Raw genomic sequence first — 25,405 nt, forward strand, 5'->3', positions numbered from 1 at the left:
GCCGTATGACGATCTCAGTTGTTCCAAGTGGTGAATCTTGCGGGGCTGAGGTCACTGGTGTCGATTTAGCTGCGCCTCTTTCGACAGACGAAGTGGCTCAGATTCGTGCAGCATGGCTGGAACACCATGTATTGTCGTTCAGAGATCAGGTGCTGGATGACGACCAACTCGAGCGAGTAGCGCTCTATTTCGGTGAGTACGGGGATGATGGTTTCTTCGGACCAATTGAAGGCCGTGAACATATCGCAGCAATTCGGCGAGAAGCGGATGAGACTCAGCCTATCTTTGGCGAGATCTGGCATTCAGATTGGAGTTACCAACCTGAGCCTCCCGCAGCCACCTTTCTCTACGGGATTGATATCCCACCAGTAGGCGGGGATACACTTTTCGTAAACAATCATCTAGCCCTAGAACGAATGCCTTCCGACTTAAGGTCGCAGCTTGAAGACAAGGTAGCCATTCACTCAGCTGCACTTGGTTATGCGCCAGATGGTACATACGGGGACGAGAAGCGAAGAGGCAGTATGGACATCCGTCCGTCGGACACCGCATATGCAAGGCAAACTCATCCGTTGATCAGGCCGCACCCTGAATCTGGCAAACTCGGTATCTTCGGCACTTCCTATCGATATATTGTCGGCTTTGTAGGATTTACCGACGAGGAGTCGAAACCTCTACTCGATCAATTACTCGCCTGGCAAGACAGAGAAGAATTTGTGTTTACACACAGATGGGAAAACCACAACTTGTTAATGTGGGATAACCGAAGTGTTCTTCATAGAGCGAGTGGTGGGTACGAGGGTTATCGTCGGGAGCTACATAGGATCACCATCAACTGATCTAAAAAAATTCACTACAACCGCTCTGCCACCCTGCGATGACATACTTTGAATACGTTTCTATAGCAATCTCCTTGATTTTCGCTTTTGCGACTACGGATATCCTAAGATCGTTGATACCTTCCATGTCCGTGGGTAGAAGGTATTTCCCACACTACATTTGGCTCGTCTCGACGTTTACGCTAATAGTTTATGTTTGGACGTACCTCTGGCGAGTTCAGCCAATAGAATGGACGGGCCCCATTCTTTTTTACGCCATGATAAACCCAGCAATCACCACGATCATGGCAAGGTTGTTAACGACCCCTTTGCCAGAAGAGGTGCAGTCTTTTCGTGAACACTTTCATGAGGTGAGGAAAGCGTACTTTTCCCTCTTAATGGCGTTCGGCGTGAACGCCTTTGTTTTTGACTGGGTTATTGGTCAGACGCCCTGGGGGACGCTAGGCGAAGCTCAGTTTGGAGCCCTTTTTGGCATCATGGTGTGCATTCTAGGCGTCAGTGTCCGAAAAGAAGCAGTGCACCATATTCTCGCACCAGCTTTTTTGCTGATGCTCGCGCTACTTGTCGTCCAAACTCCAGCCTACTCTTAGCAGAGTTGAGAGGTCTGCCTCATTTGCTGCTGACCCTCTGAGTGAAGATTCACGAATTATGTGGAAAGCTTGCCGCGAACGTTCACTAAGAAATACACACTGACGACAATTCCAATAGTCATAACGCTACACATGTAGGCGTTCCAAGCATCTGCGTTGATGATCAAGTGCAATTGGGCTGTATTTGAAACTGCAGATTCTAATTCTGACAAGATGAGAAGATTGACCGCAAGCGTACCCACGCAACTCAGCGCCGCAAATATGTATAGACCGGTAAGCGTAGCCGCTTGGAACAAATTCATTTTGTTGCCTGTGAAATATGAAGCGGTTAGGTATGCGAACGTGACGGAAAGGTAGACGCTAAAAGCTGTCATACAGTTTCCTATGTAGAGCGCTATTAGCTCAAGTTCGTCAGGGCTTCCCATATTGTGCGATTTACCTCACTGCTAACAACGGCGTAATTAGCTTCAAATCCAACTGATGCGGCGTGATTGTGTATGGCTCATATTGAACACTAGATCTCACTCAATCCCATCTAAGAACTTTTCGTACTCCTCATCCTTGATAGTGAATCCATACTTGTTCGTTGGGAACTCACCATTCAGTACTTCATTTTTGTAGGTCGTTAAGTGCTCAACCGATTGTTTATGGAATTCCATGTACACCTTTGAGTGTTTTGGAATATGAAAGGTCTGGAGACCTAGCGTGTCGAGATGGACTTGGACTTCACCGTCGCAGTCTGGTCCGCTCCCTATACCAATAATTGGTATCCCTACCCGCTTTGTGATTTCTGCGGCGACTTTGTACGGTACACATTCTAGCTCTATCCAATTGGCACCAGCCTCTTCTACTCGCTTTGCATCTTTGAAGATTTGGATCGCGTCTGCAGCTTTTTTCCCTTGGCATTTAAATCCGCCTATCCAAGTTGTAAACCTGGGCATCAAGCCTAAGTGACCTCCTACCGGTATGCCTTCGTCGGTCATGGCTGTCATTTTCTTTAACTTAGTGTCCGTCGCGCCCTGAATTCGTATGGCGTCGGCACCTGCCCCGAGCAAAGTTGCGCCCATTTTCAAGCTCTGATCGATCCCATTAAACTCGTCAGCAAAGGGCGGCAACATGAAGATAAATGTGTTTGGAGCACCATTACGCACGCCTTCGAGTGCCATGAGCGCATCTTCCATGGTGTCATCGTTAGCAGCAGGCCTTCCGCGAACAAAGTAGTTTACGAATGAACCTGCAGTACCAACTGCATCCATGCCAGCGGCCTCGCACGCTCTTGCATTGAAAAAGTCGAATGAACTGCACATGGCAATCTTCCGCTTACCTTTGAGTTCCCTAAGTTCCTTGATGGTCAGTTTTGGCATGGTCTCCCCTCAGTTATTTCATTTTTGTTGTAATTTCAAACGCTCAGAATTTCCCCTTCTGGCATTCTGTTGATTCATAATGCAGCCAAGAGTCCACTACTTGATCAAGTATCGAGCATGGTGGTCAAGATGATCATCGACAAAGCTCTGGATAAAAAAGTAACCGTGGTCGTAACTTGGGTGAAGCCTAATCGTTGCAGATTGACCAGTTGTCTCAACAGCCTTCTGCAATAGGTCCAGTCCGAGTTGCTCGGTAAGGAAAGGGTCAGCCTCTCCTTGGTCAATTAGCATAGGTGGACACTTATAACCCTTCTTAATCAGCTCAACAGCGTCGTGGTTCGCCCAAACCGTTTGGTCGGTTCCAAGATATCGGCTGAATGCCTTTTGACCCCAAGGGCAATTGGTTGGTGAACAAATAGGGGCGAATGCGGAAACGCTCTTGAAAACTTCAGGGTACTTTAGAGCGAGCGTCAGTGCGCCATGGCCACCCATACTGTGGCCCCAGATGCCGACTAAATCGTTTTCTATGGCAAATTTGGTTGAGACGGCAGGGAGCAACTCACGTACAACGTAGCTTTGCATTCTGTAGTGATTCGACCATGGCGGTTGCATAGCATCGATGTAGAATCCAGCGCCACTGCCAAAGTCCCAATCGTCGTGCTCGTCAGGTAGATCTAACCCGCGCGGGCTCGTGTCAGGCATAAGAAGAGCAAGCCCTAATTCGGATGCTCTGCGCTGTGCTCCAAGTTTTATTGTTGCCGTTTCCTCTGTGCACGTTAATCCCGCCAGATAAACCAGTAATGGTGGTGACTCTCTTGGAGGGAGAAAAAGAGAGAATCGCATCACTGTCCCAGTTTCATGACTATCATGGGTGTAGGTGGCTTGTTTCCCATCAAAACAATGGTGTTCTTCTACTAATTCCATGATCAGTACTCAACAACAGCCCGGATACTTTCACCTGAGTGCATTAGGTCGAAGCCTTTGTTGATATCTTCAAGAGAAAGTTTGTGTGTAATGAGATCATCGATGTTTATTTTTCCATCCATATACCAATCCACGATTTGAGGGACTTGTGTTCTGCCCTTAGCGCCCCCAAATGCTGTTCCGCGCCAAACACGCCCAGTGACAAGCTGAAACGGCCGAGTTGAGATTTCTTGTCCGGCACCTGCAACCCCAATGATGATGCTCTCGCCCCATCCTTTGTGACAACACTCCAAAGCTTGTCTCATCAATTCGACGTTACCGACGCATTCAAAGGAGTAATCGGCTCCTCCATTGGTTAACTCAACAAGGTATGGAATCAAGTCATCGTCAAGCTCGCTAGGATTAACGAAGTCAGTCATTCCAAACGATTCAGCTAAGCTACGCTTAGATTCGTTGAGGTCAACGCCGATTATGCGGTTCGCTCCCACAAGACGAAGGCCCTGAATGACATTTAGACCAATCCCACCTAAGCCGAACACGACGCAGTTCGCACCTGGCTCAACCTTCGCTGTGTTAATTACTGCGCCGATCCCCGTGGTGACGCCACAACCGATGTAGCAGACCTTGTCAAAAGGTGCGTCCTCACGGATCTTTGCTAGAGCGATTTCAGGTACTACGGTGAAGTTCGAGAACGTGGATGTGCCCATGTAGTGATAGATGGGTTCGCCCGCTAAGGAGAAACGGCTACTACCATCCGGCATTAGCCCTTGTCCTTGGGTAACCCTAATCGCTTGGCACAGGTTTGTTTTTCCACTGACGCAGTACTCACATTGTCGGCATTCGGGTGTATAGAGTGGGATGACATGATCTCCCGCCTTGAGACTGTGTACCCCCTCGCCGACTTCGACGACAACGCCTGCGCCTTCATGACCAAGGATTGCTGGAAAGACACCTTCGGGGTCATCCCCGGAAAGAGTGAATGCATCCGTATGGCAAATCCCGGTTGCTTTAACTGGTTTGGCCCCGGAATAGTGAACACCTTAGTTAAGCGCCATAATGGCGTGGGAGGTGTTTATGGGAACGAGAAGAAAGTACTCGCCTGAGTTCAAACGGGAAGCGGTTGAGCTAGCGAGCCAACCCGGCCAAACAGTTGCCGGGGTGGCTCGCGATCTGGGCATCAGGCCCAATATTCTGAGCCGCTGGAAACGGGAAAACACTCGACATGGCAACAAAGCATTTGTTGGCCAGGGTGTTGCCCGGGATGAAGAGCTAATGCGTCTGCGTCGGGAACTCGCTCAGGTCAAAAAGGAACGGGATTTTTTAAAAAGCGCGGCGGCATACTTCGCCAAGGAAACGAAGTGAAGTATCAGTGCATAGCGGATCACCGCGATGAATTGCCTGTAGCCATGATGTGCCGCCTACTCCATGTCAAACCCGGCGGCTTCTATGCCTGGCTGCGCCGACCGCCCAGCCAACGCTCGATGGATGATCGGCGGTACAAGAAAAAGGTCGTCGAGATCTACGAGGAGTCTGATGGTGTCTATGGCAGCCGCAAGGTAAGAGACGGCTTCCTGGATTTGGGCTTCCACATTGGCCGCAGGAGGATCGCCAGGCTTATGCAGGAGCTGGGCTTGAAGGGTTGTCCAAAGAAGCGCTATCGAGTCACCACGCAGTCGAATCATGGCTTCCGCGTCGCTCCCAACCAGCTGGATCGGGAGTTCACTGCTGAAAAGCCCAATCAGCGCTGGGTCGCCGACATCACGTATATCCGTACCGGCGAGGGCTGGCTTTATCTGGCCGCAGTGATGGATCTGTACTCGAAAGCCATCGTCGGCTGGTCGATGAGTGAGAGGCTGAACCGGGACCTCGTGATCAGTGCCATGATGATGGCGATCTGGCAAAGGAAGCCTGGGAGTGATCTCATGCATCACTCTGACCGTGGCAGCCAATATGCCAGTGATGACTTCCGTTCTTTGTTGGATGACCATGGCATTGAATGTTCGATGAGTGGCACAGGCAACTGTTACGACAATGCAGCTATGGAGAGTTGGTTCGGGCTTCTAAAGCGGGAACGGGTGTATCGCCGCCGATACCGCACCCGAGCTGAAGCAAGAATGGATGTGTTCGATTACATCGAACGCTTCTACAATCGACGTCGGCCCCATGGGTCGGCAGGCAGGATGAGTCCACTCAAATATGAGCAAATGACTCTAAACGAAACTGTTCACTAAACCGGGGCCAAACCAAACCTCGACGACCACTTCTCCCGCTCTGGGACCTTCAAGTTGAACGGTTTCAATGCTAAGGGGCTCTCCAGCTTTAAACGCGACAGCAGCGCGGGTATCGATCATGTTGTCTCCTTGATGACGTAACAGTTTTTGTTCACGGGTTTAGTTAGGTCTCAATTTTTGAGACGAACTCATCGATCAGCCCATCGGGTGAGCTAATCACATGCTTTGGCGTGGGAAACGACCCACTTGTGACATCTTCGATGTAGTCTTTGAACGCGCCCACCCGTTCTTCCTGCATGGCGATCTGCATAGCATGTAGGTCGCGATATTGCTTTGAGTGACGCGGATAGGGTGGGGCATGGTTTCCCAAGATATCGTCCGCGAATAGAAACTGAATGTCTCCGCCACTACCAGCACCAATTGATGATGTAACGAGCGATGTTCGTTTAGAAATTTCTTCGAGAAGTTGTTCTGGAATGAGTTCTACTTCAACGGCCCAAGCGCCAGCTTCTTCGATTATCTTGATCTGTTCATAAACCCAAAGGGCTTCATCTATGGTCTTGCCGACAGCTCTAAGACCACCCGTCCAGGTACTCCTGCGAGGCACCATCCCAGCGTGCCCTTCCACAGGAATGCCAGCGTCTGTCGCAGCTCTGATTAAGGGAGGGCTCCATTGGCACATGATGCCGTCGGCACCGATGTTCATGGCGTCATAACCGAGCCGAACAGCTTCCGTTTCATTTGCTGCAGCAGTCAGTGCGACAGAAAAAGACATGAACGTGTTAGGCGCCGCCCGGCGGATTTCTATGGCACTCTCTGGCTTTTTAGGATCAAACCGAACCTTCATGGTATCGATACCTGCTTGTTCTGCGGCTCGAGCTTCTTCAGGTGTGAAAGGAAGGGTTTCAGTCAGCTTCCTTTTTCCCTTCAGATCTCTGAGGTCTTTGACCGTGTAGTTCCGAGTGTCAAATGCACCGCCGCCCGTTACGATCCTTTTTAACCCCCTGTCTGCAGCATCTCTAGGTGGGATAATGCCGTCTCCCGTGGTGTGGTCTGTCATCTTGTCTCCCCTCAAGCGATAGTTGGCCTCAACTTCTCTTTTATCTGTTGATCTTTGTTTGTTAACCGCCTCGATTACGGAACCGTATGTTGTCGCGATTCAGTTGACTGAGTTCTGTGACACCCATCAGCTTCATGTCGCGCTCTAGTTCGGTGCGCAGATTTCCGAGCGCCCGCTCGACCCCAGCTTGACCTGCTCCCGCCAAGGCATAGAGATACATACGACCACCCGAACACGCTTTTGCACCTACCGATAGCGCCTTAAGAACGTGCGTCCCTCTTTGAATTCCGCCCTCGCAGATAACGTCGATCTGATCACCGACGGCATCCACGATCTCAGCGAGTTGATCGAACGGGCTTCGGCTGCCGTCCAACTGACGACCGCCGTGATTGGATACCATGATGCCGGTGCAACCGATGTCGACGGCGCGTTTGGCATCTTCAACACTCATGACTCCTTTAAGCGCAAACTGCCCGCCCCATTGCGCGCACAACTTTTCTGCATCGTTCCAATTCATAGATTGGTCGAGCATGCTCGAGAAGTAGTCGCCTACTGACACCGCGAGATTTGTGCCTTCGCTGACATGTCCAGATAGGTGTGGCATGTCGAACTTTTCCTTTGTGAAGAAATTCCATGCCCAGCTTGGATGAGTCGCAAAACTCAATAAGGACGACATGCTGAGTCTGGGTGGTGAGGTAAATCCGGTTCTTAGATCTCGTTCGCGATTGCCGCCGGTAATGGTGTCGACGGTCAGCGCGAGTACATCAAATTTTGCCGCTTTCGCCCTCTCCAGAAGGGCATCGTTGAGGCCGCGATCTTTGTGAAAGTAAAACTGGAACATCTTTGGAGTGTTCGTAATGGCAGCGATCTCTTCAACGGTGACAGTCGCAAGCGATGAAACGCCAAACATCGTCCCATAGCGAGCCGCAGCTTTTGCGACGGCGCGCTCGCCTTCATGGTGAAAGAGCCGCTGTAGTGCTGTCGGTGCACAATAGATGGGTAGGTCTAACTTTTGCCCCATGACTTCGACCGAAAGGTCGACGTCTTCAACACCGGCCAGAACGTTAGGTATGAGATCGCATTCCTCGAACGACTTTGTGTTTCTTTGGTATGAGACTTCGTCGTCTGCTGCGCCATCAATATAGTGGAAGATAGGTGAGGGCAGTCGGGACTTGGCTAGAGAGCGAAAATCATGAAAGTTATGGCATTGGCTGAGTCGAGTCATTGTTGGCAGGTACTTGTTCAGAATTTCATGCAGATGTCACCCGTTCAGGATGGCAGTAGACATTGAGTCTGGATTCGCCGAGGAATCCTACGAGTGTGATTTGTTCTTGTTCAGCCAGTTCTATTGCTAGGTTGGAAGGAGGGCCGACGGCACAAACAAGTGGAATTCTAGCCAGAGCAGCTTTCTGAATGAGCTCAAAGCTTGCCCTGCCACTTAGGAAAAGCCCTGAGCTATTTAGTACGGAGAGACTCGACCTAACGTTAGCACCCACGACCTTATCGACAGCGTTATGGCGCCCGACGTCCTCACGGACCAGCTTGACCTGTCCGTTCTGCTCAAACAGGGCAGCAGCGTGACAACCGCCTGTTTGGAGGAAAGCTGACTGCAAAAGGCGCACCTCTGATGGAAGTTTGTGTAACGCTTGAGCCGAGATCTGAAAGTTGCTTTGGCTTTGCTCCGGAATCTTGATGTTTACGGCATCGAGTGATGTTTTGCCGCAGACACCACAGCTCGACGTGGTGTAGAAGTGGCGATCCAGTAAATCAGGATTGAGTGAAGCATTTGGACCAAGGCTGACTTTCACGACATTTTTGAACCCTTTGTCGGGGCTGGGTGGTCCACAGTGTTCGACTGTAGTGACGTCTTCTCGTCCGTGGACAATGCCCTCACCGTGCAGGAATCCAACAGCTAGATCTAGGTCGTCTCCTGGGGTGCGCATCGTGATTGAGAGTGTTAGTTCTTCTCCCTCATCTCCGAAACTCACTCTTATCTCTAACGGCTCTTCAACGCAGACTTGATCCTGCTCGCTGATAGATCCGGCTGATGAGATTTTCTCTATCGATACTCGTGTGACGCCACTGTCCGCCTCACGAATTGGAATTTCGCGTTCGTCAGTCATGCTTTTCTGTCACTGGGAGTAGATCCCATTGCTGTGTGTGCGCGCTTTGGTGATCCTTCTGCCACTCAGACAAGTGATTGGCCGGTTGAACTTGGACGGCGGTAACTTTGTACTCAGGACAGTTGGTTGCCCAATCAGAGAGCTCAGTGGTAATGACGTTCGTGCCAGTTTCTGGGTGATGGAATGTTGTATAGACCACACCCGGAGCGACCCTTTCACTGATCTTTGCTTTCAGTGAAATTTCGCCCACTCGGCTGCTAATACTGGTCCAATCGCCAGTTCGAATCCCACGTAGCTCAGCATCAGAGGGGTGAATCTCTAGTACGTCTTCTGCCAGCCACGCAAGGTTGTCGGTTCTGCGAGTTTGAGCGCCGACGTTGTATTGGCTCAAGATCCTTCCTGTCGTCAAAAGGAGCGGGAACTTTCGGTTTGCTCGTTCCTCGGTGGGTTGGTAATCGGTCAAGACGAATAGGCCCTTACCGCGAACAAATTCATCGACGTGCATGATTGGAGTTCCTGCAGGTGAGTCATCATTGCAGGGCCATTGCACGCTCCCGATTTCGTCCAAGAACTCGAAAGAGACGCCACCGAACGTGGGTGTAAGGCTCGCGATTTCCTCGAGTATCTCGGCCGAACTTTCGTAGCGCATGGGGTAGCCCATTGCATTGGCGAGCGACTGTGTAACTTCCCATTCAGACAGGCCTGTTTGTGGCTGCATTACCGGTCGGACTCGATTTATTCGACGTTCGGCATTAACAAAGGTGCCGTCCTTTTCTAGAAACGAGGTGCCTGGGAGGAACACATGTGCGAACTTTGCCGTTTCGTTTAGGAAGAGGTCTTGGACGATCACGCAATCCATTGCCCGCAGTGCGGACTCAACGTGTTTTGTGTTTGGATCAGATTGAGCGATATCTTCGCCCTGAATGTAGATACCTCGAAAGTTACCGGCACAGGCTTCGTCCAACATATTAGGGATTCTGAATCCCGGTTTATCGTGTAGTTTCACGTTCCAATGGTTTGAAAACGTAGCGCGAGTGGATTCGTCGCTGACGGGTCGATAGCCAGCCAACTCATGCGGAAAAGAACCCATGTCGCAAGAGCCTTGCACATTGTTTTGACCGCGGAGCGGGTTAACGCCGACACCCGACCGGCCAATGTTTCCAGTCGCCATGGCTAGATTCGCCATCGCCATGACCATGGTCGAACCTTGGCTGTGTTCAGTGACACCAAGACCATAGTAAATGGCAGCATTGGATGCACTGGCATAGAGCCTTGCTGCTGCTCGAATACTTCTAGCGTCGACACCAATGTCGTCTGCAATTGATTCTGGCGCATGCTCAGGTCGCTTAGCGAAAGACTCCCAGTCTTTAAATGATTCGAGGTCGCAGCGGCCTTCTACGAAATCCTTGTCCATTAACGATTCAGTTACCACCACATGAGCGAACGCATTCATGAGCTGAACATTCGTACCTGGCTTAAGGGGCAGATGATAATCCGCTTGGATATGCGGTGACCTAACGAGATCGATGGTTCTGGGGTCAACGACGATCAGTCTTGCCCCTTCTCGCAGTCGGCGTTTCATTTGCGATGCAAATACGGGGTGTGCTTCCGTTGGATTCGCGCCGATGACCATTACAAGATCAGCGTCTGCGACAGAATCAAAGTGTTGTGTACCGGCCGATGTACCGAATGTCTGTTTCAACCCGTAGCCCGTTGGCGAGTGGCAAACCCTCGCACACGTGTCCACGTTGTTGTTACCAAAGGCGGTACGAACTAGTTTTTGTACGACCCAGACTTCTTCGTTCGTGCATCGAGAGGAAGTAATACCTCCGATCGAGAACCGGCCGTGCTCTTGTTGAATAGCTTTCATTCGGTTGGCAGCGAAAGCGATGGCTTCGTCCCATTCCACCTGGCGCCATGGATCTGCAATGTCGTCACGAATCATGGGCTTGGTGATGCGTTCGGCGTGGTTGGCGTATCCCCATGCGAATCTCCCTTTTACGCAGGAGTGACCGTGATTTGCGTCACCGTCCTTGTAAGGCACCATGCGTATGACTTCATCGCCTTTGAGTTCCGCTTTGAATGAGCACCCGACGCCGCAATAGGCACAGGTTGTCACAACGGTCCGATCAGGGACGCCATGATCGATGACGGATTTCTCCATCAACGTAGCGGTCGGGCAGGCTTGAACGCAGGCGCCGCAAGAGACGCACTCTGATGAGAAAAAGTCTTGCCCGCCGGTCGAGATTTTAGAGTCGAAGCCGCGTCCTTCAACCGTCAGTGCGAAAGTGCCTTGTACTTCCTCGCATGCGCGAACACACCGAGAACAGACAATGCATTTTGAGGGATCAAAGGTGAAATAGGGGTTTGATTCATCTTTGGGTGCATCTAGATGGTTAGAAGGATCGTGATAGCGAACATCCCGTAAACCCACGACGCCTGCCATATCCTGCAATTCACAATCACCGTTGTCTGCGCAAGTCAGGCAATCCAAAGGGTGATCGGAGATATACAGTTCCATGACCCCCTTGCGGAGTTTGGCGATCCCTTGCGACTCAGTACGCACCGACATTCCTTCTTCGAGCGGTTGCGTGCAAGACGCGGTGAAACCCCGGCGACCTTCAATCTCGACCAAACATAAGCGACAAGATCCGAACGCATTTAAGCTATCGGTGGCACATAATTTTGGGATGGAGACGCCTGCTTCTGATGCGGCGCGCATAATGGAAGTGCCTTCTGGCACCTCCACGGACTGGCCATTGATCAATGCGCGAACGTTTTGCGTTGCGGTTGAAGGCGGCGTGCCGTGATCCATTTCTTTCAATCGCATAGTTACGTCACCTCAATGGGTTGGAAATCATCAGGGAATCTGCTGAGGGCGCTACGAACCGGGATAGGCGTCATGCCGCCCATCTGGCATAGGCTTGCGTGTTCCATGAGGTCGCAGAGTTCGGACAACAGGTCAAGATCCCCAGATCCTTGCATCGTTTCGCGCATGAGCTCCTCGCCCCTAACGGCACCAACTCGACAAGGTGTGCATTTGCCGCAAGACTCCTCGGTACAAAACTCGAAGGCGTATCGTGCTTGTTCCGCCAAATTGACAGTGTCATCAAAAAGGACAATGCCACCATGCCCCACACCAGCACCAAGCTGCGCAATCGCTTCGTAGGTGAGCGGCGTATCGAACTCGTCGGGAGACAAGTACGCCCCGAGCGGTCCGCCGATCTGTACGGTCTTTACCGGCCGACCCGACTGGGTGCCACCGACACGATCGATAAGGTCACGGATCGTTATGCCAAATGGAAATTCAAACAAGCCACCACGAGCGACATTCCCACTGATTTGGAAAGGCATCGTGCCGGTTGATGGGCCCACGCCAAACTCGGCATAAGCTTCGCCCCCATGCTGAACGATCCAAGGGACAGAGGCCAACGTAATGACGTTGTGAACAAGCGTGGGTTGTCCGTAGAGCCCCGCGATCGCAGGAATGGGAGGTTTTGCGCGAACTTCGCCGCGCTTTCCTTCAAGGCTTTCCAGTAAAGAAGACTCTTCACCACAGATGTATGCACCTGCACCAATAAAGAGATCGATGTCGAACGGCGTATTGTGACCAATTACCGAATTCGCCCGCGCGTTGTCTAAGGCGCGCTCTAGCACGGCAGCAGCGACTGGGTATTCTGAGCGTAAATAGATTACGCCACGGCTTGCGCCGGTCGCCTGACCGGCAATGATCATCCCTTCTATCAGACGGTATGGGTCACCTTCCATTAGCATCCTGTCAGCGAAGGTGCCAGAGTCGCCTTCGTCGGCGTTGCATACAATCCACTTCTGATCCCCTGGAGTGTTAGCGACGGTGGACCATTTGATGTGTGCTGGAAAACCTGCACCACCGCGCCCACGCAGGCCAGATAGCTCGATTTCTTTGATGATGTCCTGTGGTGAGAAGCGAGTAGGTTGGAATCCGCCTTGCGAGCGATATTGATCTAGGGACAGTGGGTCAATTAGTCCGCTGTTGGAGAATACGAGTCGAGTCTGATCCCCGATGAGTTGATCCACGAGATCCAAAGGTTCAAGTCCCGCAAATGCTGAATCACCGGTATTTATCGCCTCTGTGGTCACGTTTGCATATAACAATCGCTCACCGAGCAGGGTTTCGATTTCTATGCATGGTTCGGCCCAAGACAATCCGCGTGAACCAGTGCGTACAACCTCGACGTCTCGAGCTTCGAGTGCATCTACGATGTCATTCGCACCCAAGGCAATTGCGATTGAATCCATAGAAACGTAGGCGCGAGATACTTCCGTCATTGCTCAAGCCTTTCGAGGATAGAATTCGCGTCTGAGCAATGTGCCACCAGTTCGTCGTTAATCATGGCGACCGGACCCCGAGGACACAGTCCGAGGCAGACCACAGGTTCGTGTTCGACATAGTCGGGGCCTTTTGATTGGTTGAGCGCCTGGCTTTTCGCCATAAAATCGGCCGTTAAGCCACGACTTCCGACGGATTGGCAAGCTTCGCCCTGACAGATACGGACTATGTGTTTGGCTGGCGGACTTGTGCGTAGGTCTGCTTAGAAACTGACGATGCCGCGCACCTCTGCGCGGCTAAGGTTAAATACGTTCGCCACGTTAGAGATGTGGTTGTCGTTGATGAACCCAAATTGAGCAACGATGGCTCGTAGAGCACGGATAGGACCGCCGATCGTATCCTGATAGATCAGCGCAAGGTCATTCGCAGAAACGTCTTCATCGGATTCGATCAGCGTGCTCATCTGCTTATCCCCTAGTTTACATCTACGATGCAGTGGCCAGCTTAGGCTCGGTTTGAACGTCCGAGACATCCGGCAGCCCCGGTCCCCCAGCGGAGGTAGGGTTAAGGCGAACATGCCTTGCTTTGATCATCTTGCTGGTTTCTCTCGAACCATCATGACTCCAGCCCGGTGGTTTGAACATATAGTTCAACCGCTGTCGCAATGAAAGACCCGGTCTGACTACGTCTTTTGCGATACTTGCCCATTCATGAAAGGCAACGCGAACCACATTGAATGTGTGTAGGTTTTTAACAATGCCATATCGACAAGGTTCGTTATCATCTTCCGGAACGAATGTGCCGAAGAGCTTGTCCCAAATGATGAATGTACCCGCATAGTTTGCATCAAGGTACTTGGGATTGGTGGCATGATGAACTCGATGGTGGCTAGGTGTGTTCATGATGGCTTCGTACCAGCGGGGCAATCGCTTGATTGTTTCGGTGTGAAGAAAAAACTGATAGACGAGATTAACTCCGGCACAAAACCCTAACAGCGCAGGATGAACGCCGATTAAAACAAGTGGTACATATAGCAAGATCAAGCCTGTCAACGCATATGTCCAAGTCTGGCGTAGCGCAACTGACGTATTGAAATGTTGGCTTGAGTGATGGACGACATGGCTTGCCCACGCCCATCGCACGGTATGCTCGATACGGTGTTTGATGTAGTAAATCAAATCATCAGCAACAAACACGATCGCCACGAGCAGCCAGCTAAATTCAAAATCGAATACCCGATACTGATAAAAGTACATTAGAACAAAGGCATATAAGACTCCTGAAAGTACACGCTCAGTACCAGCGACAAAGCTTGTGAAGAGATTAAGCCCTGTGTCGCGTATTTCGAATTTTGCATTGCCGTAGACTCGGCCAATAACAAGTTCGAGTAGCATTACGGCGATGAAGACGGGAACGGCTAGGTGGGTTGGTGCGAGTTCAGGCAGCTGATCCATTGGATGTCACCTCTAGTTGGTTGAATGCTGCATACCACCGATCTGCAATATCGCGTTCTAGCTTGATCTTCACAGTTGGCATAGTGAAGTCATCCATTGTGAGCTTCAGTCCCGTTTCACAGCGCGTGATGTGGCTGATGTCAGGTTGAAGCAGGCGCGTTGCCCACTTATCTCCTGTGACAACGACAAAGCCCATTGATTTGGCTTTGTCTTTCTTTAGCTCTAGTAACGCAACACGACCATCTGTGGAGACGGTTCCGAACACAGACTCGTGCTCTGGAAAATCGGTGATGAATCGTTCTGCGGCAAACGACCAATTCGGGATGGTCTCGGGGCGCCACCAACCGGCAAGCCCGACCGCGCCTACGATGGCAAGAATTCCGATTGGTCCCGCCCACTGCAAAACGATTTCGAGACTCACTGGGCGAGATCCTCAAGGATCATTGCGGCACACTTCTCACCGATCATGATTGAGGGTGCATTCGTATTGCCGGAAATGACCATCGGCATGATGGAGGCGTCTGCGACCCTTAGTCCTTCAAGGCCATGGACTTTCAAGCGTTCATCGACAACTGCCATGTCATCCTGTCCCATCTTGCATGTGCCTACAGGGTGATAGATGGTGTCCGCGCGATTACGAATGTCTTCGCGCAGAACATCGAGATCGTGCGAACCTGATTCGTAAAGCGGTTCTGCTAGCACCTTTTCAAATGCTGGGCCTTCCATGATCTGTTGTGCTTTCAAAACGCCGTTCAGCATCACTTCCATGTCACGATCGTCTGCCAGTATGGCCGGATCGATTTGTGGTGCAGTGAGTGGATTGGAGTCCGTGAGCGTCAAATTGCCTCGGCTTTTTGGCCGAAGTACACAGACGTGACAGGTATACCCTGGATAGCGATGAATTTTTCTGCCATGGCTATCCACGATTGATAGGGCAAAGTGTAGTTGTACGTCAGGCGAAGGTTCTGATCTGTCGGTGTAAAAGAAAGCACCAGACTCATTGAAGTTTGTTGTGAGCATCCCTCGTCTGCGCAATCGGTACTGCAACGTGTCCCACATGATCTTGATGCCCGATCTGGTATTCGCTCCGATCGCATGATGAGAAGTACTCTTGTATAAGAGCGTGTAGTCCGGGTGGTCATGCAGATTCTCGCCGACGCCGGCCAGCTCGTGTCGAACCTCGATACCGTGCGGGGTTAGTTTGTCGGGTGAACCGATGCCAGAGAGTAGTAACACTTGCGGGCTTTGTAAGGCACCCGCAGATACGATGACTTCACGGTTGGCTCGAATCGCTTTCCGTTGACCTTTGATCAGTGCTTGAATGCCGGTCGCACGTTTGCCTGCGATGGTTACTTTCTCAACGTAGGCTTCTTGTATGACGGTCAGGTTTTTGCGACCCAATGCGGGATCGAGATAGGCGTGTGCGGCTGTGCATCGTTCGCCATTTCTCTGCGTCAGTTCGTAATAGCCGACACCCTCCTGAGACCCCGAGTTGAAATCGTCATTACGGGGTATCTGTGCTTCTTCGGCTGCTCGAATAAAGATGTCGTTTAGAGGGTTTGGGCTCCTCACTGGTGAGACGGTGAGTGGACCGCCAACTCCGTGGTCCTCGGTCTCTCCGGCGACATGGTCTTCAGACTTTTTGAAGTAGGGAAACACATCTTTCCACGCCCAGCCCGTATTTCCTAAATCAGCCCAAGCGTCGTAGTCTTCAGGCACACCTCTGATGTAGATCATTCCATTGATCGAGGAAGAGCCTCCAAGTGCCTTACCCCTTGGTTGAAAGCCCTGCCGGCCATTAAGGCCTTTCTGTGGGGTGGTCTCGAAATTCCAGTTTTTAAAGCCACGAGAAATCGTTAGCGCAACATTGAAAGGAACAGTGATGAGGGGAGACGTGTGAGAATCACCTGCTTCAAGCAAACACACAGTGTGCTCACCTGATTCTGATAGGCGGCTCGCGATCGTACATCCAGCTGAGCCACCCCCGACAACAACGTAGTCGAAACTCAGCGCATTCGAAGGTGTCGTTTCCGCCATTGCATCACAGCCAATTTCCCCAGGATTGGCCATTGTTTGGCAGCCGTAGCGTGATTTGTATGATCGCTATGCCCAATAATTGACATATTCGCTCAAACCCCTTCGGAGCGCGGATGAGAGATGCGATATCACTAACTAGCGAGGCTGAGCGGATTTTGTCCGGCGCGGGCTTCTTCCAAGATCATCGCAGCGCATTTTTCTCCAATCATGATGGAAGGGGCGTTTGTATTACCTGAGATGACGATAGGCATGATCGATGCATCTGCGACTCGGAGACCATCTAGACCTTTAACCTTAAGCTGCTCGTCGACAACCGCCATGTCGTCTTGTCCCATCTTACAGGTACCAACTGGATGGTAGATTGTGTCCGCTCGATTGCGGATATCTTCAATAAGCTCATCGCGATCCTTCAATCCTGAGCCATATAAGGGCTCTCCACGGATCGAATCAAAGGCGGGGCCTTCCATGATTTGCTGCGCTTTCATCACTCCCTTGAGCATTGTCTCCATGTCATCGTCATGGGCGAGGATAGCGGGATCGATCTGAGGATGTGTTTGTGGATCAGAGTTCGTTAACGTCAGATTGCCTCGACTCTTAGGACGCAAGACGCATACATGGCAGGTATAGCCGTGGTAGCGATGAATTTTTCTACCGTGGCTATCAACGATGGAGATCGCGAAGTGAAGCTGAATATCCGGAGAGGGCTCAGATCGATCGGTATAGAAGAAGGCCCCAGACTCATTGAAGTTTGTGGTCAACATGCCACGCCTTCTGAGTTTGTACTGGATTGAATCCCACATGATTTTCAATCCGGATCGGGTATTCGCACCAATGGCGTCTGATGAACTTGTTTTGTAAAGAAGAGCGTAGTCCGGGTGATCGTGCAGATTTTCACCGACACCGGGGAGATTGTGAGCGACGGAAATACCGTGCGGGGTTAACTTATCCGGAGCACCAATACCTGAAAGTAGAAGAACCTGAGGGCTTTGAAGCGCGCCAGCGCAAACAATGACTTCTCGAGCGGCGTTTATACGCTGCGATTTGTTTCCTATGGAGGCCTGCACGCCTGTCGCTTTCTTGCCTTCCAAAATGACGCGTTCAACGTAGGCGTTTTGTAACACAGTAAGGTTCTTCCTTCCTTCGGCTGGGTCTAAGTACGCGCGTGCCGCGGAACATCGCTCACCGTTGCGTTGAGTGAGCTCATAGTAACCGGCGCCTTCTTGGGATCCAGTGTTGAAGTCAGTGTTTAGAGGAATCTGAGCCTCTTCCGCAGCTCGAATAAAAACATCGTTAAGAGGGTTGGGACTGCGTACAGGAGAAACCGTGAGCGGACCACCAACTCCGTGTATGTCGGTTTCTCCGGCAACGTGGTCTTCGGCTTTTTTGAAGTAGGGTAGAACCTCGTCATAGGACCACCCATTGTTTCCTAATGCAGCCCAGCTGTCATAGTCTTCTTTGACGCCGCGAATGTAGATCATTGCGTTAATTGAAGACGATCCACCAAGGGCTTTTCCTCGAGGTTGAAATCCTTTCCTGCCGTTTAATCCAACTTGTGGGGTCGTTTCGAAATTCCAGTTCTTAACGCCTCGGGAAACAGTAACTGCGAGATTAAAAGGGATTGTCACAAGTGGCGATTTGTGTGTGCCGCCAGCCTCCAACAAGCAAACATTGTATTGTCCCGACTCGGAGAGACGACTGGCTATAGTACAGCCTGCCGAACCACCCCCGACAATTACATAGTCGAAGTTATGTTCTGCGGATTTGGTAGAGTTGTCTGTTGCCATCGATCCCAAGGCCCAATTACCCAAATTGACCCTATTTTTTGGCATGGGTTGCTCCAATGACATGACATGCCAAGTCAATGATTGACATTTTCGTTCAGAATCTTTCGGTGTTTAGTGTTGCTCTCGTTCGGCTTTCCGCCATGCACCCGGTGCCATGCCTTCAATTCGGCGGAATGAGCGTACAAAGCTTGCCGCCTCTGAATAGCCTAGCTGGTCAGCTATTTCGTCGATGTTCCTTGGAGAACCGATCAACATAACGCGTGCCAATGAATGTAGCGTTTCGGCCCGTACTTCGCGAAATGTCGTGCCTTCCTCCTTGAGCCGTCGGCGCAAAGTGCTACCGGATATCTTGAGTGATCGAGCTACAGTGTCTTCAGATTGGTTCTTTTTTGGATCAATCAGAATTAGCTCACGCACCTGATTTGCAAATGTCGCCTCCCTTCGTGATTTTATTGCCTTCAGTTCTTCCTCCGATCGTTGACGATTCCATGGGTCCGCCAGCTTTAGTGGCTCTCTAAACAGAGGTCGCTCGAATGATATTTTGTATACCTCGGCACCGTACTCAATCTTAGTGTCGAAGAATGAATCGTAGAGATCTGAGTCTTGGGGCTTGGGAGTTCGAAGCTGGACTGACAAGGGGGCGATGTTTCGCCCTAATAACTCGGACACCCAGACTTTGAGTGAGGCGACGCCGCGAATCGAACAAAAATCTCGACATGATTCGGGAAGGGTGTGGGGTAGAACAAAAAACTCAACGACGTTACCCCGAGCTCCGGTTGTTACATCGCAAAGCCAAAGAGAAATCGAGTGAAACTTAGCTGCTATCTCGAGCGCTGAGCGAATATCGAAACTTGAGAGCATGGCATAGCCCAAAGTTCCGAGCGTGGTGATATGTAATCGACTGGCTGATTGGAGGGCGAGAGATAGAGGTGCATCGATTTCACGAAGGTTTTCGATAGCTCGCAACTCTTGCCAGACCTCAATTTCGGCCTGATGCGAGTAGACATTGTCCTCGTTGAGTTCCGTGTCAACAAGAATGGACTCAGGGCTGATGCGTTGGTCTTTGGCGACGTCTAACAGTATTCGTAGGGCTGCTGCATCCCGTTTAGCGTTCTTATCAAGCATAAGCGTTCTACATATTTGGTTACCCGAGCAATTTCCGTTCAATCGTTTTTAAGGGTTCGCATACTTTCAGTCTGATTTCTGAACTAGCGCAATGCTTACCAGTATTCAGCAGATGGGAAGGAATGTGAACGAAAATGTCAACAATAAGCTGAATTAATCATGTACGGATCCTCCTCGGAGGCAGAGGCTGTCGCGTCTTAAGAAACTATCGGAGAGACATCGTGAAAGCGGCCGTACTAAGAGAGCACAACACTCCAATTGAAATCGAAGATGTTGAGATATCAAAACCTGGACCTAGGGAAGTTCTTGTTCGTCCGGTGGCTGCTGGGGTTTGTCATACGGATTTACACTTTCTCGACGGATCCTGGCCCTTTCCTCTGCCAACGATCCTTGGTCATGAGAGTGCGGGTGTGGTGGAAGAGGTGGGTTCAGATGTTTCGTACGTAAAAAAGGGCGATCACGTAATTACCTGTCTGTCTGCTTTTTGCGGACATTGCAATCACTGTTTAACCGGGCACCTTTCTTTGTGCCAGAGTCCTGAAGTTGCGAGGGAGGCGGACGAAGCGCCTCGGCTATTTCAAGGTGATAAGCCAATTAATCAATATTTGAATCTATCGTCCTTTGCAGAATTAATGCTCGTGCATGAGCACGCGCTGGTAAAGGTGCGAGAAGACATGCCGATGGATCGTGCTGCGCTTATTGGTTGCTCTACAACGACAGGCATGGGTGCAGTTTTCCATACCGCTGGTGTTGAACCGGGTTCAACCGTAGCGGTTATCGGGTGTGGGGGCGTTGGCTTGGCTGCTGTTAATGGTGCTGCAATTGCCGGAGCAGGGATGATTATTGCGATCGACCGTTTGGACAATAAACTGGATATGGCGCGAAAGGTGGGTGCGACACACACGATCAACGCCAGCTCCAGCGACGCGGTGAAGGAAGTCATTGAGCTTACAAAAGGTGGCGTTGACTATAGTTTTGAAGCCATTGGACTACCTGTAACCGCAGCGCAAGCGTTCAAGATGCTGCGTATGGGAGGAACCGCAACGATAACCGGAATGCTCCCTGTTGGTTCCAAACTCGAGCTAGATGGTCCCGACCTATTGTGGGAACGGAAGCTGCAGGGCTGCATGATGGGATCTAATCGGTTTCGAATTGATATGCCTCGCTTTGTAGAGTTTTATTTAAATGGAAAGCTCCACCTGGACGACATGATTTCCCGGCACATAAAGCTAGAAGATGTTAACGAGGCTTTTGAGGCGATGAAGACCGGTGAAGAGGCACGGCAAGTCATCATGTTCGATTAAGAAAGCAAAGTTACTGTGAACGTATAGGTCAACTATTCAGCGAATATGTCCTGTTCGCGTCTCCCCTCCGACTGTTACCAATGTACTTTTGGAAATTAGGGAGGGTTGGACGTGATTGACCGGGATGAAGCAATAGCCATAGTCACCGCGGAAGGACGGCCTTGGGAAGTTCAAGAGGTCATGGTGCACGGCAAGCCAAGAAAGTGGTTTGTGAATGGACCACAAACCTTGCGAGAGCTTTACGAACAAAACCTAACCGACGGTGAATTCCTTGTATACGAAGATGAGCGATATACGTTCACAGAGGCCTATCAAAGGGCTTCGAGTCTAGCGCATCGTCTTAAAGCTGACTTTGATGTGAAGCCTGGAGACAGGGTCGCCATAGCGATGCGGAATTATCCTGAGTGGTCTCTTGCCTTTACTGCTATCACGTCTCTTGGCGCTATCGCTGTAGCCATCAATGCGTGGTGGGAAGCGGACGAGATTAAGTACGCTTTGGAGCATACCGGCATCTCTTTGGTTCTTGCCGACGAGGAGAGAATCGAGCGTATTCAGCGGATTTCTCCTTCGGTTTCTCTGCCAATCATTTCTGTTCGATGTCAAAACGACTACCCCGGTGTTGTGCCGATTACTGACTTGCTAAACGGGAACGAATCAATGCCTGAAGCAAGCATCGCCTCAGATGATGATGCCGTCATATTGTTTACGTCTGGATCGACAGGTTATCCAAAAGGGTCTGTCTCAACACACCGGAACATTATTGCGGCGCTCCTTTCGTGGGAAACAGACTATGCAGCGATAGCTGCGGCAAAAAAACGTGCGGGCGTACAGCCGGGTGCACCGGTCAAAAACCAAGGAACGCTTCTTGGGATGCCCCTATTTCACGTAAATGGCTTGTTGGCTGTGTTGCTGTCTTCCTACCGAACGCAGCGACGAGTTCTATGCATGTACAAATGGGACCCTGAAGTAGCTTGTGATGTGATCGAAAAAGAACAGGTGACCGTCGTTGTAGCGACACCTGCGATGACAGGAGACCTCACGGATAAGGCGCGTGAGCTAGGGCGGGATTTGGCGAGTTTAAGATCCGTAGGCGGCGGCGGTGCGCCAAGGGCCACGTCTCAGGTCGAAGGTATCGATAAGCAGTTTAAAAACGCCACGCCGACCACCGGATGGGGTATGACCGAAACAAATTCAATCGGTACCGGTATTTATGCGGAAGACTATCTGGAACACCCCCAAAGTTCTGGGCGCGTTTCGGTTATGTTGGAAATTGCCGTGGTAGATACGGAGGACAATTTTCTCCCAGCAAACGAGCGCGGCGAACTGTTGGTCCGTGGCACATCTGTCATTCATGGCTATTGGAATCGACCAGACGCGAATGAAGACTCTTTCATGGGTGATTGGTTTAGAACGGGCGATGTGGCCTACATTGATGAAGATGGATATCTATTCATCGTGGATCGCATCAAGCAGTTAATCATCCGTGGTGGTGAAAACATCGGCTGCGGTGAAGTAGAAGATGCTTTACTCGATCATCCTGACGTCGTCGAAGTAAGCGTGTACGGAGTACCCGATGAACGCCTCGGTGAGAACGTCGGCGCGACTATCTTTTCGAAAAGTGTGTTGGAAGAAAGCGCGCTTCGCGAGTTCTTAGAAGCACGTTTAGCAAAGTTCAAGATCCCACACTATGTCAAAACCACAACGGATGCTTTGCCTCGAATTGCTTCGGGAAAAATAGACAAACGGGTACTTCGTCAAGCGCATCTCGATGAGCTTGGCATAGAAGCTTAAGAGGTGAGGCTCGTTGCTGATCGAAAATGTCAAGAATTGCTCTGAGTCGCCCTGTGAAAGGTTGCAGCTCAGCGTAAGAATTCGTTAACGCCTAACAACAGGGGATAAAGATGCCAGAACAGAGAGGTTATTACGGAAAGCCCAGAAAGTTTTACAGCTGGGGCTATGAAGGAGAAGAGATTACACCTGCCGAGGTCAAGAAGATGGCCGAACGTGTGGGCGAAAGACTGGGTATCGAAACCCCTGAAGTATTGTCTGACCCCACAATCGATGAACTCGAACTGCCAAAGTCGAGGATTAAGATTCCAGATTCTCTGTCGTACTTTGTAACAGGCGATAAGTGGGATCGTGTCATGCACACCTATGGCAAGAGCTTTAAGGACATGACACGAATCTACAATCGGGACTTTGAAAATCCCCCTGATGTGGTGGCTTATCCTGCAGATGAAAACGAAATTTCGTCGCTGTTTGACTGGTGTGGTGAGAATAACTACGCCGCCATCCCATTCGGCGGCGGATCGAGTGTGACCGATGGCTTCAGCCCGCCTGAGGATGGAGAGTACGCAGGATCTGTTTGTATTGACCTTGGGAATATGAACAAGGTTTTAGAAGTCGATCCTGTTTCTCGCACGGCGTTAATTCAAGCAGGCACGCTCGGCCCCTCATTAGAGGACCAGCTCAAGCCACATGGCTTGACTCTCCGACACATTCCTCAGTCGTGGGAATTTTCATCGTTGGGTGGGTGGATTGCTACTCGATCTTCGGGTCACTACGCGACCAATCTCACACACATTGATGACATGGTCGAAACTCTACGTGTTGTCACACCGTCAGGCACGGTGCAAAACCGTCGCTTGCCAGGCTCGGGTGCCGGTCCTGACCCTGATCGTTATTTCATTGGTTCAGAAGGCACATTGGGTATCATCACTGAGGCCTGGATGAAGCTGCAAGGACGGGTTGCGTTTAGAGCAAACGCGTCCATCGCGTTCGATACTTTCTATGGTGGTGCTGAGGCTATTCGTCAAATCACGCAAGCTGGTTTGTACCCAGCCAACTGCCGATACCTTGACGAACAAGATGCGCGATTCTATGGCGCAGGTGATGGTAAACATTCCATGCTGATGCTTGGCTTCGAATCAGCTGACCACTCCGTGGATGCATGGTTAGAGCGAGCAGTTGAAATCTGTCAGGACCATGGCGGTAAAGTGCAATCAAAGGCTGGATCCAAAGATAACGCACTGGAATCAAGCCGTAGTGGTGCTCAAGGTAACTGGCGAGATCAGTTCCGATATCTGCCTCGTCTTATGCATACCCGTGCAGCGATGGGGATTGTTAGCTTCACGTTTGAAACTGCATACACCTGGGATAAGTTTGAGGCAGTCGATACTGAAATCCTTAAGCGCATGCGGCAAGCTCAGAAGGACATCACGGGTGGCGGTGTAGTATGTCGACGATTCTCATTCTTGTATCCTGATGGTCCTGCCCCTTACTATTCTGTAGTAGCACCCTCCACACTTGATCGAAGCTTGGAAGACTATCAAGCGCTTTCAGATGTGGCTTCAGATGCTATCTCAGAGCTTGGTGCAACCATTACTCACCACCATGCTGTAGGCAGGAGCTTCCGACCTTGGTTTGATAAGGAAGTTGATCCGATTGTTCGGAATATGATGGCAGCAGCTAAAAATGAGGTAGATCCTAACTGGATCATGAATCCCGGTTTGCTGTTGGATCGACCCGCGCACTTCAAGATCGTTGGCTAGCTAGAAAAGGTCTCCTGCCGTGATTGATCTCTACTTCTGGCCAACACCCAATGGATACAAAGCGTCCATTATGTTGGCCGAAGTAGGCCTGCTAGGGAATGTGGTGCCTGTAGACATCACGGCGGGAGATCAATTCAAACCGGAGTACCTAGCGATTAGCCCCAACAATAAAGTACCGGCGATCGTTGATCATGAAGGGCCCGGTGGCGAGCCTATCGCGATGTTTGAGTCTGGTGCCATCCTCATCTATTTGGCGGAAAAAACTGGCCAACTATTGTCGCAGGATCCCGTCGTTCGACTCGAAACGCTGCAGTGGCTGATGTTTCAAATGGGTGGACTGGGTCCGATGCTAGGGCAGGCACATCACTTCAGGGAATACGCACCAGAGCCAATTGACTATGCAATTCAGCGATACACTGACGAGGCTGCGCGTCTTTATCAAGTACTTGATAAGCGACTTGAGACGGTCGAGTACTTGGCGGGCGAATACTCGATAGCTGACGTGGCTACGTTTCCCTGGATTCGAACTAGGAAGCTACATGGTCAAGACTTAGCTGAATATCCAAACGTTAATCGTTGGTATCAGGTAATCAAGGTGCGTCCGGCAGTATCCGAAGGCTTGTCGGTTCTCGCTGAGAGCAAGCAGTGGAAAGCTCAGCCGGGCACACCCGAATGGGAATCCATGTTTTCTAGCGGCAAGCAATGATAGA

At 50.8% G+C, this 25,405-nt stretch carries 21 protein-coding genes and 2 pseudogenes; 7 read left to right on the plus strand and 16 right to left on the minus strand.

Annotated elements, in window-relative coordinates; all coding sequences use genetic code 11:
* Nucleotides 1–5: 5 nt before the first annotated feature.
* Nucleotides 6–839, plus strand: a complete 834-nt coding sequence (locus ACMZ66_RS00525) for a TauD/TfdA dioxygenase family protein (RefSeq protein ID WP_416933442.1) — start codon at nucleotides 6–8, stop codon at nucleotides 837–839.
* 646 nt (nucleotides 840–1,485) lie between these two features.
* Here ACMZ66_RS00525 and ACMZ66_RS00530 read toward each other — a convergent pair.
* The 4 genes and pseudogenes from ACMZ66_RS00530 to ACMZ66_RS00545 all read right to left on the minus strand — a co-directional run.
* The gene (locus tag ACMZ66_RS00530; protein ID WP_416933444.1) at nucleotides 1,486–1,803 is read right to left on the minus strand and encodes a hypothetical protein; all 318 of its coding nucleotides are present in this window, start codon (nucleotides 1,801–1,803) and stop codon (nucleotides 1,486–1,488) included.
* Nucleotides 1,804–1,950: 147 nt separating this feature from the next.
* Nucleotides 1,951–2,793: a 3-methyl-2-oxobutanoate hydroxymethyltransferase gene (locus tag ACMZ66_RS00535; protein WP_416933446.1), complete on the minus strand. Its 843-nt coding sequence runs from the start codon at nucleotides 2,791–2,793 to the stop codon at nucleotides 1,951–1,953.
* Nucleotides 2,794–2,889: 96 nt separating this feature from the next.
* Nucleotides 2,890–3,717, minus strand: a complete 828-nt coding sequence (gene fghA / locus ACMZ66_RS00540; protein ID WP_416933448.1) for an S-formylglutathione hydrolase — start codon at nucleotides 3,715–3,717, stop codon at nucleotides 2,890–2,892.
* Between the two features lie 2 nt (nucleotides 3,718–3,719).
* A pseudogene (locus ACMZ66_RS00545) lies at nucleotides 3,720–4,730 on the minus strand (S-(hydroxymethyl)glutathione dehydrogenase/class III alcohol dehydrogenase); the annotation flags it as partial.
* Between the two features lie 61 nt (nucleotides 4,731–4,791).
* Here ACMZ66_RS00545 and ACMZ66_RS00550 point away from each other — a divergent pair.
* A complete protein-coding gene (locus ACMZ66_RS00550) occupies nucleotides 4,792–5,079 on the plus strand; it encodes a transposase (RefSeq protein ID WP_416933450.1) in 288 nt (95 codons plus the stop codon).
* Nucleotides 5,076–5,948, plus strand: coding sequence for an IS3 family transposase (locus ACMZ66_RS00555; RefSeq protein ID WP_416933452.1), 873 nt, complete (start codon nucleotides 5,076–5,078; stop codon nucleotides 5,946–5,948). The genes ACMZ66_RS00550 and ACMZ66_RS00555 overlap by 4 nt, the downstream gene beginning before the upstream one ends.
* 163 nt (nucleotides 5,949–6,111) lie before the next feature.
* Here ACMZ66_RS00555 and ACMZ66_RS00560 read toward each other — a convergent pair whose 3' ends face one another.
* The 12 genes and pseudogenes from ACMZ66_RS00560 to ACMZ66_RS00615 form a co-directional block, all read right to left on the minus strand.
* Nucleotides 6,112–7,008 carry a 3-methyl-2-oxobutanoate hydroxymethyltransferase gene (locus ACMZ66_RS00560; protein WP_416933454.1) on the minus strand — a complete coding sequence of 299 codons (897 nt, stop codon included), beginning with the start codon at nucleotides 7,006–7,008 and terminating at the stop codon, nucleotides 6,112–6,114.
* Nucleotides 7,009–7,069: 61 nt separating this feature from the next.
* The gene (locus tag ACMZ66_RS00565; protein WP_416933456.1) at nucleotides 7,070–8,233 is read right to left on the minus strand and encodes an alpha-hydroxy acid oxidase; all 1,164 of its coding nucleotides are present in this window, start codon (nucleotides 8,231–8,233) and stop codon (nucleotides 7,070–7,072) included.
* A 25-nt stretch (nucleotides 8,234–8,258) separates the two neighbouring features.
* Complete coding sequence (fdhD, locus tag ACMZ66_RS00570; RefSeq protein ID WP_416933458.1) at nucleotides 8,259–9,131, minus strand: formate dehydrogenase accessory sulfurtransferase FdhD; 873 nt, start codon at nucleotides 9,129–9,131, stop codon at nucleotides 8,259–8,261.
* Nucleotides 9,124–11,961, minus strand: a complete 2,838-nt coding sequence (fdhF, locus tag ACMZ66_RS00575; RefSeq protein WP_416933460.1) for a formate dehydrogenase subunit alpha — start codon at nucleotides 11,959–11,961, stop codon at nucleotides 9,124–9,126. The genes fdhD and fdhF overlap by 8 nt, the downstream gene beginning before the upstream one ends.
* A 2-nt stretch (nucleotides 11,962–11,963) precedes the next feature.
* A complete protein-coding gene (locus tag ACMZ66_RS00580; RefSeq protein ID WP_416933462.1) occupies nucleotides 11,964–13,439 on the minus strand; it encodes an NADH-ubiquinone oxidoreductase-F iron-sulfur binding region domain-containing protein in 1,476 nt (491 codons plus the stop codon).
* Nucleotides 13,436–13,681: pseudogene (locus ACMZ66_RS00585) on the minus strand (NAD(P)H-dependent oxidoreductase subunit E); the annotation flags it as partial. The gene ACMZ66_RS00580 and the pseudogene ACMZ66_RS00585, both read right to left, overlap by 4 nt.
* Before the next feature lie 21 nt (nucleotides 13,682–13,702).
* On the minus strand, nucleotides 13,703–13,903 hold the full coding sequence (locus ACMZ66_RS00590; RefSeq protein WP_416933246.1) for a hypothetical protein: 201 nt from the start codon (nucleotides 13,901–13,903) through the stop codon (nucleotides 13,703–13,705).
* A 22-nt stretch (nucleotides 13,904–13,925) separates the two neighbouring features.
* A complete protein-coding gene (locus ACMZ66_RS00595) occupies nucleotides 13,926–14,894 on the minus strand; it encodes a sterol desaturase family protein (RefSeq protein WP_416933248.1) in 969 nt (322 codons plus the stop codon).
* Nucleotides 14,878–15,315, minus strand: coding sequence for a hypothetical protein (locus ACMZ66_RS00600; protein ID WP_416933250.1), 438 nt, complete (start codon nucleotides 15,313–15,315; stop codon nucleotides 14,878–14,880). Before ACMZ66_RS00600 ends, ACMZ66_RS00595 begins: the two co-directional genes overlap by 17 nt.
* Entirely contained in the window at nucleotides 15,312–16,964 is a 1,653-nt protein-coding gene (locus tag ACMZ66_RS00605) for a GMC family oxidoreductase (RefSeq protein WP_416933252.1), read from the minus strand. Before ACMZ66_RS00605 ends, ACMZ66_RS00600 begins: the two co-directional genes overlap by 4 nt.
* 98 nt (nucleotides 16,965–17,062) lie before the next feature.
* Nucleotides 17,063–18,760: a GMC family oxidoreductase gene (locus ACMZ66_RS00610; protein WP_416933254.1), complete on the minus strand. Its 1,698-nt coding sequence runs from the start codon at nucleotides 18,758–18,760 to the stop codon at nucleotides 17,063–17,065.
* Nucleotides 18,761–18,826: 66 nt separating this feature from the next.
* Nucleotides 18,827–19,840 (minus strand): AraC family transcriptional regulator ligand-binding domain-containing protein, encoded by a 1,014-nt coding sequence (locus ACMZ66_RS00615; protein WP_416933256.1) that lies wholly within the window; start codon nucleotides 19,838–19,840, stop codon nucleotides 18,827–18,829.
* Between the two features lie 221 nt (nucleotides 19,841–20,061).
* On the opposite strand from ACMZ66_RS00615, the gene ACMZ66_RS00620 reads away from it, so the two are divergent.
* The 4 genes from ACMZ66_RS00620 (at nucleotide 20,062) to ACMZ66_RS00635 (ending at nucleotide 25,401) form a co-directional block, all read left to right on the plus strand.
* Nucleotides 20,062–21,144 (plus strand): Zn-dependent alcohol dehydrogenase, encoded by a 1,083-nt coding sequence (locus tag ACMZ66_RS00620; RefSeq protein WP_416933258.1) that lies wholly within the window; start codon nucleotides 20,062–20,064, stop codon nucleotides 21,142–21,144.
* Between the two features lie 111 nt (nucleotides 21,145–21,255).
* Nucleotides 21,256–22,935 (plus strand): class I adenylate-forming enzyme family protein, encoded by a 1,680-nt coding sequence (locus ACMZ66_RS00625; RefSeq protein WP_416933260.1) that lies wholly within the window; start codon nucleotides 21,256–21,258, stop codon nucleotides 22,933–22,935.
* Nucleotides 22,936–23,045: 110 nt separating this feature from the next.
* Nucleotides 23,046–24,695, plus strand: coding sequence for an FAD-binding oxidoreductase (locus ACMZ66_RS00630; protein WP_416933262.1), 1,650 nt, complete (start codon nucleotides 23,046–23,048; stop codon nucleotides 24,693–24,695).
* 19 nt (nucleotides 24,696–24,714) lie between these two features.
* The gene (locus ACMZ66_RS00635) at nucleotides 24,715–25,401 is read left to right on the plus strand and encodes a glutathione S-transferase N-terminal domain-containing protein (protein ID WP_416933264.1); all 687 of its coding nucleotides are present in this window, start codon (nucleotides 24,715–24,717) and stop codon (nucleotides 25,399–25,401) included.
* The last annotated feature ends 4 nt before the right edge of the window (nucleotides 25,402–25,405 follow it).

The sequence above is a fragment of the Thalassospira sp. genome (genome assembly GCF_048059015.1).
In the GTDB taxonomy this organism is placed as follows: Bacteria; Pseudomonadota; Alphaproteobacteria; order Rhodospirillales; family Thalassospiraceae; genus Thalassospira.